Annotated in this window: 17 protein-coding genes and 2 pseudogenes; 9 read left to right on the top strand and 10 right to left on the bottom strand. The window is 62.2% G+C overall.

Going from position 1 to position 15,092, the window contains the following annotated elements; translation table 11 throughout:
• The 5 genes from V8683_RS26570 to V8683_RS26550 form a co-directional block, all read left to right on the top strand.
• Nucleotides 1-716 (top strand): DUF2345 domain-containing protein (locus tag V8683_RS26570; RefSeq protein ID WP_462880695.1); only part of this gene is annotated, 716 nt, incomplete at its 5' end.
• 2 nt (nucleotides 717-718) lie between these two features.
• Nucleotides 719-1,612, top strand: a complete 894-nt coding sequence (locus V8683_RS26565) for a DUF4123 domain-containing protein (RefSeq protein ID WP_411193368.1) — start codon at nucleotides 719-721, stop codon at nucleotides 1,610-1,612.
• Nucleotides 1,609-2,079 (top strand): hypothetical protein, encoded by a 471-nt coding sequence (locus V8683_RS26560; RefSeq protein ID WP_411193369.1) that lies wholly within the window; start codon nucleotides 1,609-1,611, stop codon nucleotides 2,077-2,079. Before V8683_RS26565 ends, V8683_RS26560 begins: the two co-directional genes overlap by 4 nt.
• A complete protein-coding gene (locus tag V8683_RS26555; protein WP_411193370.1) occupies nucleotides 2,069-3,985 on the top strand; it encodes a T6SS phospholipase effector Tle1-like catalytic domain-containing protein in 1,917 nt (638 codons plus the stop codon). Before V8683_RS26560 ends, V8683_RS26555 begins: the two co-directional genes overlap by 11 nt.
• A 32-nt stretch (nucleotides 3,986-4,017) precedes the next feature.
• Nucleotides 4,018-4,284 (top strand): PAAR domain-containing protein, encoded by a 267-nt coding sequence (locus V8683_RS26550; protein ID WP_411193371.1) that lies wholly within the window; start codon nucleotides 4,018-4,020, stop codon nucleotides 4,282-4,284.
• Between the two features lie 24 nt (nucleotides 4,285-4,308).
• On the opposite strand, the pseudogene V8683_RS26545 reads toward V8683_RS26550, so the two are convergent.
• From V8683_RS26545 to V8683_RS26530, 4 genes and pseudogenes are all read right to left on the bottom strand, one after another.
• Nucleotides 4,309-4,479 (bottom strand): annotated as a pseudogene (locus tag V8683_RS26545) (aminotransferase class V-fold PLP-dependent enzyme); the annotation flags it as partial.
• 260 nt (nucleotides 4,480-4,739) lie between these two features.
• A pseudogene (locus V8683_RS26540) lies at nucleotides 4,740-4,880 on the bottom strand (CmcJ/NvfI family oxidoreductase); the annotation flags it as partial.
• Between the two features lie 22 nt (nucleotides 4,881-4,902).
• Nucleotides 4,903-5,127, bottom strand: a complete 225-nt coding sequence (locus tag V8683_RS26535) for a hypothetical protein (protein WP_411193372.1) — start codon at nucleotides 5,125-5,127, stop codon at nucleotides 4,903-4,905.
• A gap of 139 nt (nucleotides 5,128-5,266) precedes the next feature.
• Entirely contained in the window at nucleotides 5,267-5,827 is a 561-nt protein-coding gene (locus V8683_RS26530; RefSeq protein WP_411193373.1) for a TetR/AcrR family transcriptional regulator, read from the bottom strand.
• A gap of 160 nt (nucleotides 5,828-5,987) precedes the next feature.
• Between V8683_RS26530 and V8683_RS26525 the strand changes: the two genes are divergently transcribed.
• The 3 genes from V8683_RS26525 to V8683_RS26515 all read left to right on the top strand — a co-directional run bounded on the left by V8683_RS26525 (nucleotide 5,988) and on the right by V8683_RS26515 (nucleotide 9,982).
• Nucleotides 5,988-6,941 (top strand): alpha/beta hydrolase, encoded by a 954-nt coding sequence (locus tag V8683_RS26525; RefSeq protein WP_411193374.1) that lies wholly within the window; start codon nucleotides 5,988-5,990, stop codon nucleotides 6,939-6,941.
• A gap of 119 nt (nucleotides 6,942-7,060) precedes the next feature.
• Nucleotides 7,061-8,977, top strand: coding sequence for an SMP-30/gluconolaconase/LRE-like region family protein (locus tag V8683_RS26520; RefSeq protein WP_411193375.1), 1,917 nt, complete (start codon nucleotides 7,061-7,063; stop codon nucleotides 8,975-8,977).
• 84 nt (nucleotides 8,978-9,061) lie between these two features.
• Nucleotides 9,062-9,982 carry a LysR family transcriptional regulator gene (locus V8683_RS26515; RefSeq protein ID WP_411193376.1) on the top strand — a complete coding sequence of 307 codons (921 nt, stop codon included), beginning with the start codon at nucleotides 9,062-9,064 and terminating at the stop codon, nucleotides 9,980-9,982.
• A 14-nt stretch (nucleotides 9,983-9,996) separates the two neighbouring features.
• On the opposite strand, the gene V8683_RS26510 is transcribed toward V8683_RS26515, so the two are convergent.
• Both V8683_RS26510 and V8683_RS26505 read right to left on the bottom strand, forming a co-directional pair.
• Entirely contained in the window at nucleotides 9,997-10,386 is a 390-nt protein-coding gene (locus V8683_RS26510; RefSeq protein WP_411193377.1) for a beta-propeller fold lactonase family protein, read from the bottom strand.
• 121 nt (nucleotides 10,387-10,507) lie between these two features.
• Nucleotides 10,508-11,194, bottom strand: a complete 687-nt coding sequence (locus V8683_RS26505) for an O-methyltransferase (RefSeq protein ID WP_411193378.1) — start codon at nucleotides 11,192-11,194, stop codon at nucleotides 10,508-10,510.
• 74 nt (nucleotides 11,195-11,268) lie between these two features.
• Between V8683_RS26505 and V8683_RS26500 the strand changes: the two genes are divergently transcribed.
• Nucleotides 11,269-12,060, top strand: coding sequence for a hypothetical protein (locus tag V8683_RS26500; RefSeq protein ID WP_411193379.1), 792 nt, complete (start codon nucleotides 11,269-11,271; stop codon nucleotides 12,058-12,060).
• Between the two features lie 103 nt (nucleotides 12,061-12,163).
• Here V8683_RS26500 and V8683_RS26495 read toward each other — a convergent pair whose 3' ends face one another.
• The 4 genes from V8683_RS26495 to infA all read right to left on the bottom strand — a co-directional run bounded on the left by V8683_RS26495 (nucleotide 12,164) and on the right by infA (nucleotide 14,773).
• Complete coding sequence (locus V8683_RS26495) at nucleotides 12,164-12,841, bottom strand: DUF4410 domain-containing protein (RefSeq protein ID WP_411193380.1); 678 nt, start codon at nucleotides 12,839-12,841, stop codon at nucleotides 12,164-12,166.
• Nucleotides 12,842-12,960: 119 nt separating this feature from the next.
• On the bottom strand, nucleotides 12,961-13,734 hold the full coding sequence (locus V8683_RS26490) for an SDR family oxidoreductase (protein ID WP_411193381.1): 774 nt from the start codon (nucleotides 13,732-13,734) through the stop codon (nucleotides 12,961-12,963).
• Nucleotides 13,735-14,186: 452 nt separating this feature from the next.
• A complete protein-coding gene (gene rpsU, locus V8683_RS26485) occupies nucleotides 14,187-14,399 on the bottom strand; it encodes a 30S ribosomal protein S21 (RefSeq protein WP_091997207.1) in 213 nt (70 codons plus the stop codon).
• A 107-nt stretch (nucleotides 14,400-14,506) separates the two neighbouring features.
• The gene (gene infA / locus V8683_RS26480) at nucleotides 14,507-14,773 is read right to left on the bottom strand and encodes a translation initiation factor IF-1 (protein ID WP_411193382.1); all 267 of its coding nucleotides are present in this window, start codon (nucleotides 14,771-14,773) and stop codon (nucleotides 14,507-14,509) included.
• Nucleotides 14,774-15,092: the final 319 nt, after the last annotated feature.

Genomic DNA, 15,092 nt, shown 5'->3' with positions numbered 1-15,092 from the left:
TGATGGACATGGGCGAGACGGTGGCGCGGCTCACCCAGGCGCGACAGCAGCATGAAATTCTTGCGGACCTCGCACAGCAGAACCTGGCACAGGATCACGGTGGTGACCAGAGCGACGTTGCCAAAGCCATCAAGGCCCAGAATGACGCTATCAAAGGCGGTGCGAAGACCAGCGACAACTCGTTCCCCGAGCTGAGCAGCCCGCATCTGATCCTCTCCAGTCCTGCCGGGATTGAGACCACAACCGCGGAATCGACTCACATCGCGAGCGGTATGCATATGGCGCTGACGAGCGGGCAACACTTCAGCCTCTCGGCAGGTGGCCGGCTTCTGGCGAGCGTCCTGAACGGGGTCCGGTTGTTCTGCCAGAAAGCGGGAATGAAACTTGTTGCCGCCAGTGGCGACATCGATCTTCAAGCGCTGAAAGATAGTATCAACATCCTCGCGAAGCTGAACATCAGTCATACCGCCAATCGCATCACCATCACGGCAAAAGAAGAGCTTCTCATCAATGGAGGCGGCAGCTATACGAGGTGGAATGGTGGGAGCGTCGAGACCGGAACGAACGGAAGCTGGATCGTACATTCCGGATCGAAAAGCATCAACGGGCCGAAAAGCCTCCCCGTCGCGATGCCAATGCTGCCCAAAGATGTATGTATCGAGTGCCTTCTCAAGAGGGCGATGAACCGGTCAGCCTTCGTTAACAAGGGAACCTGACCGTGAGTATCGACGAACTCCATGGGCACGTTCAACAGCTTCCAGATGAACCGCTGCCGTATTTCTATCTGATCGCGGACGCGGCACAGGACAAGCGGCACCCGGCCGAACTACGGGAGGCCACCCCCGGTACGCACAGCCAATGCCTGCTGACTCACCGGCAGGGGCCGGACCTGGAAGCCGTTGCGCCTCACCTCATGACGCTTCCGGCATTCAATGCACGGGACGAATGCTGGCAGTGGCTTGCCCGTTACGGCCCGGCGATGCCTGCGGCCATCAGTGTGATTGCCAGTCCGCTTGGTTTCGATGAGCTGTTTGCTCATCTACATGCATTCACGGAAGTTCTCCTGCCCGATGATGACGCGATGATTTTCGCGTTCTGGGATCCGGCAATTCTCGGAACGCTGGTTGGACAACAGGACGACCCCACTCTGCATATTCCCGGTCCCGTACTGACTCCACGCGAACGGGAACAATTTCTATTCGGTGTAGCGGCGTGGTGGTACTGGGACCGCAGCGGAAAGATGCACCGGATTATTCCGGACGCTGCCGGCGGAACTGAAAAGAAGGTTGCGCTTCCGCTCAGGCTTACGCAGACGCAGGTAGATATGCTTGTGGAGGCCAGTGTGCCGGATCACGTTCTGGGCCATATCCAGACGAACAAGCCCGGGCTTCTGGCAGCCATACCGCAGCAGGAGCAATACGCCCGTGTCGGGAAACACCTGCAGGAAGCGCGCAAATTGAACCTCTCCGGCATGCAGGACATCGTCAACTACGTCTGCGCCGGGCTGATCTACGGGCCGCGGATGCAGGAGAGCAGCGCAATTGAGACGTTACTCGAAAAGGTCAGGTCGCGACGGCTCGCCCTGACGGAGGCGCTGGAGCAATTTCCATGACGACACGTCGTGAAGTGGTGATGCGCCTGATGGCGCTGGTGTTGCTTTCCCCAATAATTCCCGCATGCAAAGACGGAAGTAATGAAATGGGATTCCTCGCAAAAAAAGAAATAGTACTTAACATTGTATTGTTCAACTATTTTAACAGGCCAATTTTCGAAGTGCTTCTTGACGGGAGTGAAATTGGTGGCGCCGGCGCATACGGTGGCGGCGGTGGTGTCATGACGGGCGTGACAATACCACTCGGCAAGCAAACACTTTCGTGGCGCTGGGCTGATACTGGTGACACCGTTGCTGTTGAGAACGGGCTGAGTCTGACAGCAGACCAGATTTCGGACGATGATCGTTATCTGGGTGTTCATATCTACCCAGACAATACGGCGGAACTGACGCTTTCCCAGTATCTCCCGGAAGCGACACCAAAAGGCGAAGAGATTTACAGGGAGAACCATATCGATGCCCGGTAAAAAGGAAAACCTGCAGTCGGCCCAGGCCGCTAATCGCGATATTCCTGCAGGGCCACCTGGCCCAAAACAGGATTGTTCCGATGTTGTCAATATAGGTGTGTTCTTTGACGGCACAGGAAATAACAAGGACAACGATGAGAAGGCAAAGAGATGGTCCAATCCAGCAAGGATGTGGCTTGCCACACAAATGTCTTCGGAGTCGCGAAAGGCGATTCACGCCATCTATGTATCAGGCGTCGGCACGCCTTTTAACGGCAAGGCGACCGACTGGCTGGACAAGGCGTGGATCAATACACAGGATAGTTTTGTTGGTCTCGCCAGCGGAACTGGCGGAACCCGGCGCACGGAATTCGGAAGGAGCAACGTCAATGACGCGCTGCGTAACGTGCTGTTGGACAACGCGAAGAAACTGAATGCTACGACGAAAGCGTATGCAGAAAAAGGCAGGAACGAGAGTCTTGGCGACTTGAGCAAGGCACTCGCGGAGCACAGGCTGATCAAGATGATCAACCTGTCGATCTTCGGCTTCTCGCGCGGCGCCGCACTGGCGCGCGCCTTCAGCAATGATTTTCTGAAGGGCTGCGGCACGGACAAGGCCGGTCAACTGACATATCAGGGCTTCCCGACGCGCATTCATTTCATGGGACTCTTCGATACCGTTGCTTCGTTCGGCGGTCCGGCAACCAACATGGACTCGTTCTTCACCGAGAAGAACCTGAAGGTTCCCGGCGCGGTAGAACGGTGTGTGCACTATGTTGCTGCGCATGAGTTGCGATTCTCGTTCCCGGTAGACCTGATCCGCCAGAGCGGACAGTTGATACCGAACTGGACGGAAACCGTATACCCGGGCGTGCATTCGGATGTGGGTGGTGGCTATGAGCCGACCGCCCAAAATCGCTCCAACAACTACGCGCGCATTCCGATGCGCGACATGATGGACGCAGCCGTGCAAGCTGGAGTTCGACTGCCGACGTATGGCGAGATGGCAAGAGACTCAAAGATCAAAGCGATATTTGATGAGCGCTTCAAGGTAATGCCCGAGACCGAGGCAGCCTACGAACGTTACATGAGCGCCGTACCCACTTTCGGCCTGGTCGAAAAGCAGATCGACACACACATGAAGGCCCTGTACTCGGCGTATGGAACGATGTATCGCAAGGGAATCAGGACTCCAGATCACCAGAACAGCATCGGGTACAGGATGGTTGGTCATCAGAGTATGGCGAACGAGGTGCAGGAATTGCGCAGCCATCCACCAGCAACGGATTCCGTTACGGTGCACTTCCTGGGTGCGACCTACGGTCAGAGTGTCAGTCCTGAGGCGTGGAGACTGCAGGCGTGGGACAGCACTGCGAGCGATGACGTTGTGGCCTTTGTCGGTAGATACGTGCATGACTCGAAGGCTGGTTTCCTATATGGCGTTGAGCCATTCAGCTATTTTCGTCCGCGCGGAATTTCGGAGTCGAGCCGGAATGTCATGGCGGTGGGACTGCAATGGCTGGATGACAATCTGGTGGCCGAGAAGGATGCTGTCATCAAGGTCTACGCCACGGCTCAGGGCGTCGTGGCCGAAACATGGAACTCCGGAGTGAAGACAGCTACCTCGACCTACAAGGTCGGGGAGCAGTTCGTACTCGACACGGTGGATGCCGGCCAGAAGTACACGGTGGAGGTTTATCAGACCAGCAGGAATATCGTGGTGTCCAGGATTGACGAGGGTGAAAAAGTCGTCATCAGCTCGGTGAACACCGTGCAGAAGAGCATGTCCGAAGCCATGGATGCCGTAAGGCAGAAGGCTATCAACGCGGCCACGCAGGCGCAACAGGTAGCGGGCAAGGTCATTGACAGCGGAACGCAGGCGGTGGAGGAGAACTGGCAGGCTACGAGAACTGCGCTAGGTCTGTGAGATACCTCGACAACCAAAAAGGGAGTTTTACGATGGACCATGCAATATGCCGTGAAGGCGATGAAACCAGCCACGGTGGCAAAGTCATCAGGGTCAGTGGAAGCATGGAAATCGACGGTCACCATAACGCGCGCCTCGGCGATTGGGTCAGTTGTCCGGCACACGGAGACAACCCGATTACCGAAGCTGGCGCCATGCTGGACGAGGGCGTACCCATCGTGGTGCATCGGTGCAGGACTGCATGTGGGAGCCTCGTGATCGCTTCGGGCGATATGACCATCTCCGATCAGGAGGCGTGAGCCGACCATTATGGCATGGTCGCACGATACCAGATTGATGACTTCGGTCGTGCCGCGCACGAAGATGATTTCCTCGAGAGACGAGGCGCCAATGAAACGCCGCACGGTTTCGCGTGCTGCTTCGTAGGCATCGGTGGCGCGTCCCGCAAGCGTGTGCGCGGCGCGTTGAATGTTCGAATTCTCGTGCGCATGGAAGCCGGTCGATCATGGCCTGCGGCAAAACGGGTTCTCAACAATGCATGAGCGTGCCCCGTCGAAACGCTCGCAAATATCCGCATCAGCCCGGATGCGTCACCGCGATGTGGTGGAGGTAGATTCCAAGCCGCGCGCGGACCTCCCGGCTTCGCCGTCGCGAGTCCCCTGCGCAGCGTCTTTCTCGCGGCCCAGTCGAGCCAGTCGCTGTTCGTTCATCGATGCTCCCGAATCATGGCGCCGCGAGAGGGCATGACGAATCAAAGCAGGCATTTGTCGGGCGTCATCAGCGGGAAGTCGTACCAGCGACGCAGCGGGTTGTGGACGAAGACATAAGTCTCGCCAACCTTGTCGGGATAGATGAGATCGGCTGGCACGAGATCATGCAGATCGATGCTGCGCGAGTGCCGGCCGTATCGATCCGCCTCATTCGAGCGGAATTTCCCCGGTCATGTTCATCATGTCGAGCGGGCCGCCCATGCGGAAATATCCGGCTCGGGCATAGAGCGCGATGCGCTCCAGCCGCTCCCGTTGGTCCGGCACTTCGATCGTGGAGGGGGATGGCGCCTCGTCAGGACCGCCGCCCCGACCGTGCCAGAAAGAGATGGGCGCGAGCAGCGCCCGAAAGCAGATCGTCGTAAACCGTGACATGACGCGCGCTCCATCGAGCTGCATGATTTTTCAATCTAGTCACCGTCCGGCCTGCCGCCAAACAACCATTTGTGCATTGCATTCCACGCGTTCTTCATTCCGTACACTGCGGGCTGCCGGACTACCTGGGAACCGCCGATCAACGCGGATCGTCCCATGTCGAGAGATACGCAATGACCGCGCGCGACGCCTCCTGGCAAATCGCTGCGGACACCGTACCTTCCGTTGCGTAACCGTGCTTCATGCAGGCAAAGGCGATTTCCACGGCGATCGTGGCAGCGTCGGGCGTAGCCGGTAACGCTTTCAGCACGCCGAGGCTGGCGATTCTCGCGCGAAAGAGCGCACCGATGGTCGCGTTCTTGGCTTCGTGCGCCGCGCGGTCGGTGTCGGCGAATGCGCCTCGCAACAGCAGGACGCTCGCCGCGGGATGCGCGTTGTAGTACCCGGCAGCCACCTTGACCACCGCTTCGATCCACGTTCGCCAGCTACGCGTGCGCTCCGCCTTCGACGTGGCCAGCGCCTTCGTCAGCCCGTCCATGTGCTCCAGGGCCAGATGCGAAAACAGGGCGTATTTGTCCGGAAAAAAGGGGTAAATCGCGGCCCGAGGCACCCCCGTTGCCTCGGCGAGCGCGGGGATGGACGTTTTCTCGGGTCCGACCGCTTCCAGCATGCGTTCGGCCGCTTCCGTCACTTTGGCCATCCGGGCCGCGGAACGCTCCTGCATGGGGCGTCGCCCATCCCGCACGCGGGCGGTGCTTGATTTTGAATCCGACATAAGTTAGATTTGTATCCGACATTTGTTTGATTTTACACCAGCGGCCCGGCACGGTCGAATGGTGCCTTCCGAAGCGAGACCGCAGATGACGACCTATGCACAGCAAACGAACTGGCGACGTATCCAGAGCTTTCTTCCCGCCGAGTTTCAATTGCACCCGGGGCAGGAGCCGCAGGAAGAATGGTGGCAATGGGGCGCGCACCTTATCCATCTCGACACCTACCGCAATGCCGCCGCGCCGCTGAAAGTCATCCTCTTCCATGGGGTCGGCACGAATGGCCGGCAGATGTCGACGATACTCGGCTCCCAGCTCGCGCGCAGGGGCTTCGAGGCCATCGCGATCGACATGCCGGAATACGGCCTCACGCAGGTGGGTCGCGGCAAGCCGGTTCGCTACGACGACTGGGTGCAGGCCGGGAGCGATCTCGTCGATACGGAACTGGCCAGGGACAACCGTCCCATCGTGCTGTACGGCCTTAGCGCCGGCGGCATGGAGACCTATCACGTCGCCGCCAGGAACCGAAAGGTGAAAGGCATCGTCGGCATGACCTTTCTCGATCAACGCATGCAACAGGTCCGCGACGAGACGGCACGCAATCTGTTCATGAGCCGCGTTGGCGGGCCGCTGGCCACGCTGCTCGACCGTACCCCGCTGGCAGGCTTTCGCATGCCTATGGCAGTGGCGAGCAAGATGCACGCGCTGGTCAACGACGCTGCAGCGCTGAGAGCCTGCATGGCGGACCGCACGTCGGCTGGCAAATGGGTGACGATGCGCTTTCTTTCCAGCTACACGACCTATCGGCCCGACATCGAGCCCGAACATTTCGACGTGTGCCCGATCCTGCTGACGCAACCGGCGCAGGATCGCTGGACCCCGCTGCATCTGAGCGAGCTGTTTCTCCAGCGCATCGGGCGTGTTCCGGTGAAGGTCGAGATGCTCGAAAACGCGGGGCACTATCCGCTGGAGCAGCCCGGGCTCAACCAGATGGTGTCCGTCATTCACGACTTCTGTGTCGAGGTGGCGCGCGAGCACTCGTAGGCGTGCAGGGTTGGAAGAGCCATTCCGATTTCTTCAGTACACTTCATGTACGCAATTTCTGCCATCTCATGCGCCACGAATGACACCAGCGTGACGCACAGTCAGGAGAACATTGTTGCATGTACAGGAAACGGATTTGCACGGCATTGCTGGGTCTCTTCACCGCCACGCTGGCGCCTGCCGGTTACGCGCAATACACGACTGACTGGCTCGCGAATACGTTCGGCACCCTGGCTTCGCACGTTGGCAACGGCGCGCGCTCGATGTGGGTCGCGCCCGAAGGTGTCATCTATACGTCGTCGCGCTGGGACGAGAACGCGGGCGGCGTAGCGATCTACCAGAACGGCCAGACGCTCGGCACGATCGGCACGCACGACGAGTTCCAGGGCGGCGCGATCACGGGCAACGCGACCTCGATTTTCGTCGCGCTCGGCGACGACCAGTCATTCGGCAGCGGCTCGGTGGGCCGCTACAACCGCAGTTCGAACACGCGCGATCTGCGCATTCCGGTCAGCACGTGGACCGGCATCCAGAACGCGGACGTGATCACCGGGCTCGCCACCGCCGGCACGCTGCTGTACGCCAGCGATTTTTACGGCAACCGCGTCCGTGTCTACACAACCGACGGCGTCTGGCAGCGCGACATCGCCGTGCAGCAACCCGGCGCGCTCGCGATCGACGCGGCGGGCAACCTGTGGGTCGCGCGCGAAAGCGCGGGCGTGGTCGCGCAGTTCAGCCCGGGCGGCGCGCCGATGAACACCATCCAGATGGCGCCGGGCGCGCGCCCTTCGGCGCTCGATTTCGACGCGCTGACGAACCAGTTGCTGGTCGGGGACGAGGGCCCCGACATGAACATCAAGTGCTACGCGCTGGTCGGCGTGCCCGTGCAGGTCGGCACGTTCGGCGTGCAGGGCGGCTATCTCGACACGACCACGGGCATCAAGGGGCAGGTTGGCGACAAGCGTTTCACGCGCGTGGTCGGCATCGGCAAGGATGCGGCCGGCAATCTGTACGTGCTCGACAACGCGTGGGGCGGCGGCTGGGATCTCGGGCGCAACGGCAGTACCCACATTCAGTCGTACAACCCGGCAGGCACGCTGCAATGGACGTTGCAGGCGCTGAATTTCGAGGCTGTCGCCGCACCGGACCCCGCCACCGACGGCGCCTGGTTCTACAGCGGCAACAACATCTATACGGGCACGTCGGGCGGCACGTTCGTTGCGAACACAATCGATCCGTTCACCTACCCGAACGATCCGCGCCTGAACATGAACGACTATCAGCGCGGCCAGCATTTCGGACAACTCGTGGTGGTGGGCGGCAACCGCATTCTCGTCGCGTCCGGCCAGAACCCCGGCAACTTCAACTTCTATTACTTCCAGCCGTCGAGCGGCTACATCGCGATTCCGGACGGCTCGATTCCGGGCACGGCGTTCAACACGAGCCTGCAGGTCACGGCCGGCTTCGCGATCGACGGCAACGGCGACGTGTGGGCCGGCCTCAACCGGACCAACCAGATCTACCACTATCCGATGACGGGCTTCGACGCGAACGGCAAGCCGTCATGGGGCGCGGCCACGACGATCCAGATCCCGCACACCGTGCTGCCGCTCGCGCGGATCATCTATCAATCGGACAGCGACACGATGATCCTCGCTCAGGGCATTTCGGGAAGCTGGGACTGGACGGCGATGAACGGATACATCGAGGTCTATCACGGATGGAAGGCCGGCAACACGACCCGGCGGACTCCCGTCATCCAGTTGACGAACGCGAACCCGAAATCGATCGCGGCAGCCGGCCATTATCTGTTCGTCGGCTACGTGCATACGGTGCCGAACATCGACGTATACGACCTCAATACGGGCAGCTTCGTCACGACGCTGACGAATTCGAACCCGTCGGCCATGGACGTCGGCAACGACGTGGATTCCATGTACGGCGTGCGCGCGTACCTGCGGTCGACCGGCGACTATGTGATCACCAAGGACAACTACAACGGATCGAGCGTCGTCGTTTATCACTGGCATCCGTGATGCCGGTCCGAACGTAGGGCCAGGCGCCGCCCCGGCGTGCGATAATCTCCACTGAATTTAATCGGTTGTCCAGATTTCCGCACAATGTCCGAGCCCGACCTCTCCGACCTGAGCACCTTCGTGGCCGTGGCGCAGGCACGCGGATTCCGCGCTGCGGCACTCACGCGCGGCGTGTCGCCCTCGGCCTTGAGCGATGCGATCCGGCGCCTCGAGCAACAGCTTGGCGTGCGCCTGCTCAATCGCACTACGCGCAGCGTCACACCCACCGAGGCGGGCCAAAGGCTGCTCGAGCGGCTCGCGCCGGCCTTCGGCGAGATCGCCGGTGCGCTCGACGCCATCAACAGCTTTCGCGACAGCCCAACGGGCACGCTGCGCCTGAACGTGCCTTCCATCGTGGCGCGCGAGATCCTCCCGGCGCTCGTACCGGACTTCCTCGCCGCCCACCCGGGAATCACGCTGGAAGTTGTGACCAACGATACGTTCATCGACGTGCTGGCCGCCGGGTTCGATGCCGGCATCCGCTACGACGAACGCATCGAAAAAGACATGGTCGCCATTCCGATCGGCCCGCGCAGGCAGCGCTTCGTCGCCGCCGCGGCGCCGCGCTATCTCGAAGCGCACGGCGAGCCGCGCCATCCGCGCGATCTGCTGCAGCATGCGTGCATCCGGCATCGCTTCGACAGCGGCGTGACGCCCGCGTGGGAATTCGAGCGCAACGGCGAGGTCGTCCGCATCACGCCGAACGGTCCGCTCGTGGCGTCCACGACCGACCTGGAGCGCGGCGCCGCCATCGCGGGGGTAGGCATCATCTACACGTTCGAGGAATTCTTGCGGCCGTCGATCGAATCCGGCGCGCTCGTGCCCGTGCTGGCCAGGTGGTGGCAGAGCTTTCGTGGCCCGTATCTCTACTACGCGAGCCGGACCCACATGCCGGGTCCGTTGCGGGCGTTCGTGGATTTCATTCGCGCAGCCGGTCACGAAGAAGGAAAAAAGCGGCGCGCTTGACTGGCAAATGCGCGTCAGTCAGCGCCCTTCGGCAAGAGGCTCTTGCGGCCGCGCTTGCGCGGCTTTGGTTCGACGCCGATGCGCGGATCGCGCGCCAGCACCCGCGCCACGACCGCTTCCACGGTATCTTCGAACGCCGGGTCGTCCTGCGAAATATAGAGCCACTTCCCGAGCACCGGATGCGGCCGCAAGGCGGGCAGTTCATCGATGAGCGCGGCGTGATGCGGCTGGGAGGTGCAGATCATCAAGCCGTTCCACGGCTCGTCGCCATCGCCGGTCACGAGGTACAGCAGGCCGTCGAGATACGCGGCGTCGCATCCGAACATCCGTTTGCCGACGTAGGTGACGTGGCGCTCGAAAGGCTCGAAAATCCAGAGCAGCGAATTGCGGACAGTGGCGGGCATGTTGGGGAAGTCTCCGGGCAAGTGCCCGAAAACGGTAATCCAGCGCGGCGGAGGTCGTCAACTCGCGGCCGCATTCGATCACCGGACTGCCAGCGAATTCCCTTCCTCCCACTCGCCGCCCTCACCCTGCCCACACGAGCAGCCGGAAAGGATGCCGGGCGCCCAGCGCCTCGGTCGCCAGCGAGGCCGACCGGTAGCCGCCGGCCTCGCGGCGCGTGTAGTCGAGAAAAGGCTTTGCGTCGGGCATGTCCGTGTTGTCCGCGACGATCAGCGCGCCGCGCCGCAAGCGCGGCTCGACGAGTTGCAGCACGGGCAGATACAGCGACTTCGCTCCGTCGAGGAACACGAAATCCACGCTTTCGGGAAGGCCTTCGGCCAAGGTTTGCTGCGCGGGGCCCATGCGGATTTCGACGGCCGCATCCACGCCGGCCTCCGCAAGGTTGAGCGCCGCGCGCCGGGCTTTGGTCTCGTCCCTCTCGGCCGTGACGAGCCGCCCGCCGCCGTTTTCGCGCAAGGCCGCCGCCATCCAGATCGCCGATATGCCGAACGAGGTGCCGAATTCGACGGCCGTCCGCGCCGCCGTGGCCCGCACGAGCGCGTAGAGCAACATGCCGAGATCGGGTGTGACGGGCATGTAGGCGTCCTTCATGGCCGCGTAGAAGTCGGGCGCGCCCTCCTCCAGCCCGCGGCCCGTCGCGGCAGCGCGCGCGATGGGGTCCGCACGCAGTGCGTCGGCATAGAGCCGCTGCAGCGTCGAATCGACGTGTGCGTCGCCGATGAAATACGATGGCAGGGTTGCCGGTTGCATCGCGGGTTGCATCGATAAGTCCTCCGTGGGTTGAACACGGCGGATGATGATCCGGCTGACCCAGGAAAGCTTGTATGGACGCGCCATTCTCCGAACGACACCCCAGCTCGCGCCTGATGGCCGCGCGCGTGCTCCATGATGCGCTTGCGCCCTGCGGCACGGTCGCCTGCCGGCCGGCGGCGCGCTTTGCGCAGGCGGTGGAGCGCATGGTCAACGGCGTCGTGAGCCATGAAACCTACGCCGACACAGCGCGCGCGGCGAACGCGAGCGGCGTGACGCCCCGGCAGGCGCGGCGGAACCTGGCCGACGCCGCCGCTTGCGACGCGAGTCCGCTAGCCGCGCTCTTCCCGCCTGAGCTGACGACGCGCGCGTTCGAACAACGGTGGAACGCATTGAACGAGGCAGCGACGTTTGGCGTGGTGACGGTGGTGAGGGTGGTCGCGGCACCGGGCACGAAGACGGCGACGATCCGCCGAACGCCGCGCACGAGCGAACGCGACGACCGGTTGCGCGCCGCGCTGAGCGAGGGCTGCATCGAATGGCTGGCAACCCGCGCTGCCGAAGATGCGCATCTGGGAGAGCGGGCACTGATTTCACTGTCGCGGCGGCTGGGGCTCGATCGATCTGCCGTCCACGAAGCCGCGGCTTGCCTTTATGCCGAACCCGCGGCCGACCTGGAGCAATGCGCAGCGGAACTGGCGGTCTCGCCGCGCACGCTGCAACGCCAACTGGCGAACGACGGACTCGCCTTTGGTGTGCTGCGCCAGGCGGTGCGCCCACGATCGCCGGTCAGCGTATGCGTGGCCAGGCCGAATCGATTACGGCCACCGCCCACGCCGCCGGCTTCTACGACTCGGCTCACCTGACTCACGCCTGGCAACAGGCATGCGGGCTCACGCCATCGGCCTGGCGGGCGATTGCCATGAGCCCGGGTTCATAGACGCAGGCACGTTCATTCATGGCCTCCCGTCATGGCGCGGGCCGTACCTTCGCCACAACGGCATCGGCCACCTGGCCCGCCGCGTTCGCGAGCGCCTTCTTCTCGTCGCCGCGCGACAGGGCAAACTTCGCGATCGCGACATAGGGATTGAGCGCGACGACCGCACCCGGCACGTGCTGGCCCGACTGGCCCTCGACTTCCTGATAGAGCGGCGTGGATGTCTGGGTGGCCAGATCGTCGGCGGCGAAAGCCACCTCGAACTGGCTCTTGCCCGAGTTGAAGCCCACCATCGCGCGCCGCACGCGGTTGCCTTCGTCCACGCTCAGGAACACGCCGCGCACGAGCCAGCCCTGCGCCGGCCTGGGATCGCCCGCGGGCAGCCGGCGCGCATCGATGCCCTTCTTGCGCAGGTCGTCCACGACCGTCTGCGCCATCGTGGAAACGATCTGGGGCGCGGTCATCTCGGGGTTGCGACGGTGCAGCAGACCGCCGCCGGGCAGAATGTTGCCGACAATGCGGTGCGCCTGATCCACGGGATTGGTATCGGGCGTGACGTCGGCCGTATCGAGTTCGAAGTCGCTCACATAGACGACCGCCGGCGCGGCCGCGGGCAACGCTCCTGCGCCCTGACTCTGTGCCAGGGCGGAAGGCGCAGGAATGGCCATGCACCAGGCCACCAGGAGACACAGCCATCGCGAGACACTCATCGAACGCTCCGGACGGATAGAAGACGATGCCGTCATTCTGCCCGTTCCGCGCGCCCGGATCCCGTCAGATGCCCGGCGGCGCTGGCGCCGGGCACTTCGCCGCGCTTACTTCGTCGCGCTCACTTCGTCGTATAGCCGCCGTTGATCAGGATGGTCTGGCCGGTGATCCACCAACCGTCGCTCACGAGATGGCGGATGAACGGCACGACGTCCCCGATGTCGGTCAGCCCCGTTTTCGAAAACGCCGACAATGCGGCCGCGGTCTTGTGATAGGCCACCGCATCGGCACCTTCGGCGGGATAGAAGAACGGTGTGTCCATGGGGCCGGGGCCCACGGCCGTCACCGAAATCCCGCGCGCGCCGAACTCCTTCGCCGCCGCCCGCGTAAAGTGTTCCACGGGCGCCTTCATGCCGGCATAGGCTGCATAGAACGGCGTGAACGCACCAAGCAACGATGTCACCAGCGTCACGATCTTGCCGTTGTCGTTCAGGTGCTTGCCCGCTTCGCGCAGAAAGAAGAATGCGGTCTTCGAATTCACGGCGGCCATTTCGTCGTATTCCGCCTCCGTGATCTCGACGAACGGCTTCTTCAACACCTTGCCCACCGTATTGATCGCGATGTCCGGGCGCCCGACGGCGGCTACCGTGTCGGCAAACAGCTTTTCGACTGCCGCGGCCGAGCTGAGATCGGCCTGCAACGCCGCGGCCTGCGCGCCGGCCGCCTTCAGCGCTGCGACCGTTTCGTCGGCGGCCGCTTGCGTGCCCGCGCTGTTGTAGTGGATCGCCACCGCCTTCGCACCGTGCGCGGCCAGATCGCGCGCGATCAGTCCGCCCAGATTCTTCGCGCCACCCGCGATGAGAACCGTTTTGCCTTCGATGCTGTGGTTTGCCATGAGCCGTTCCTCCGTGCCGGACGCCGCCCGATGCGGCCTCCTGTTGCCGATGATGATATCGGCCAGGAATCGGGCATAAAGCGGATGATTCTGGAATCACCATCCAGGAATGGCGAACAGTTTTTTGATGCTCGTTTGCGTGGCAGCGAACCATGCCGCGCAACGCCGAACTGGCGATTCACGTGGCGTTAAAACATTCGCCGGCGGGTCCGCACGACTCCGAACTTTCCGCCCGAGCGCTGAATACTTAGGACTACAGAAGTAAGTAACGGGCGTTGGCCCGTTGTCGACCCGGAGCGGTCTATCGATCGCAGAAAATTAAGTGGCCGATATGCGAAGGCGGATTCAACCGGCCACTCGGTCCAGATCAGAACCGGCCCCAGGCGGAGGTTACACGAGACACCCGGCTGGGACCAGACAGCCGCTTCAGCAGGCTGCCCGGGAGTTTCCGATCAGTACCGCTTCTTCGGCGGCAACGACCGTTTGATCTGCTTGCGCAGGCGTGCCACTGCAGCAGCCTTTTTGCGCTTGCGTTCTGCGGTAGGTTTTTCATAGGCTGTCCGGGCACGAAGCTCCGGAATCAAGCCGGTGCGTTCGATCGCGCGACGGAAACGGCGTAATGCAACTTCCACGGGCTCGTCGGGTTTCAGAATTACAGTAGTCAATTTTTTCCTTGGTCGAGATCCGGCCGCAATGGCTAATGGTGATGTGGATGTGCGCGCAGCGTCCTGGCACAGTTCAGGGTCACACCCGACGGTCGCGTATCGCGCCGTCAACGACGGCGAAATGCGGTTCTTTGCGTTGCGCCGCCGCTCCGTTCATCCTTATGTCGAAAATTGATGCGTCCTTTCGTCAGGTCGTACACCGAAAGCTCCAGCGTTACCCGATCGCCTGCAAGGATGCGAATGTGATTCTTGCGAATGCGACCGGACGCGTACGCCCCGACCACCACGCCATTGTCGAGCGTGACGCGGTAGCGGCTGTCTGGCAGCACTTCTTCAACGATACCGTCGAGTTCCAGCAGTTCTTCTTTGGCCATTCAAAGGTTCCTGATCAATTGGCGCGACACGGGCTCAGTCAGACGCCGCGTTGAGAAAGAAGCCGCGAGCGTTGATCGACACGCGCTCGCGCATTCGTGGGAAGCATGAAATGCTGGGCAGCCCTCGCGTCCTGGAAGTCATGGACACCACCGTGTCCGGGCGGCGAATCAGGTACGCGGGGATCGGTCAGATGCGGCGGCTCGCAATACCGGTTCGATGCGAGTCGGAGCGTGTAGTCCAGCGAGCACGGTTATCGCCAGCCTCACGGGACTATCAATCAAAGGAAGATTCGCGACTAACTAGCACGCGTCTTTTCGG

The sequence above is a fragment of the Paraburkholderia sp. AV2 genome (assembly GCF_054968425.1).
The sequence above is the reverse complement of the archived record's forward strand: the minus strand, read 5'-3'. Positions and strand labels throughout refer to the sequence as shown.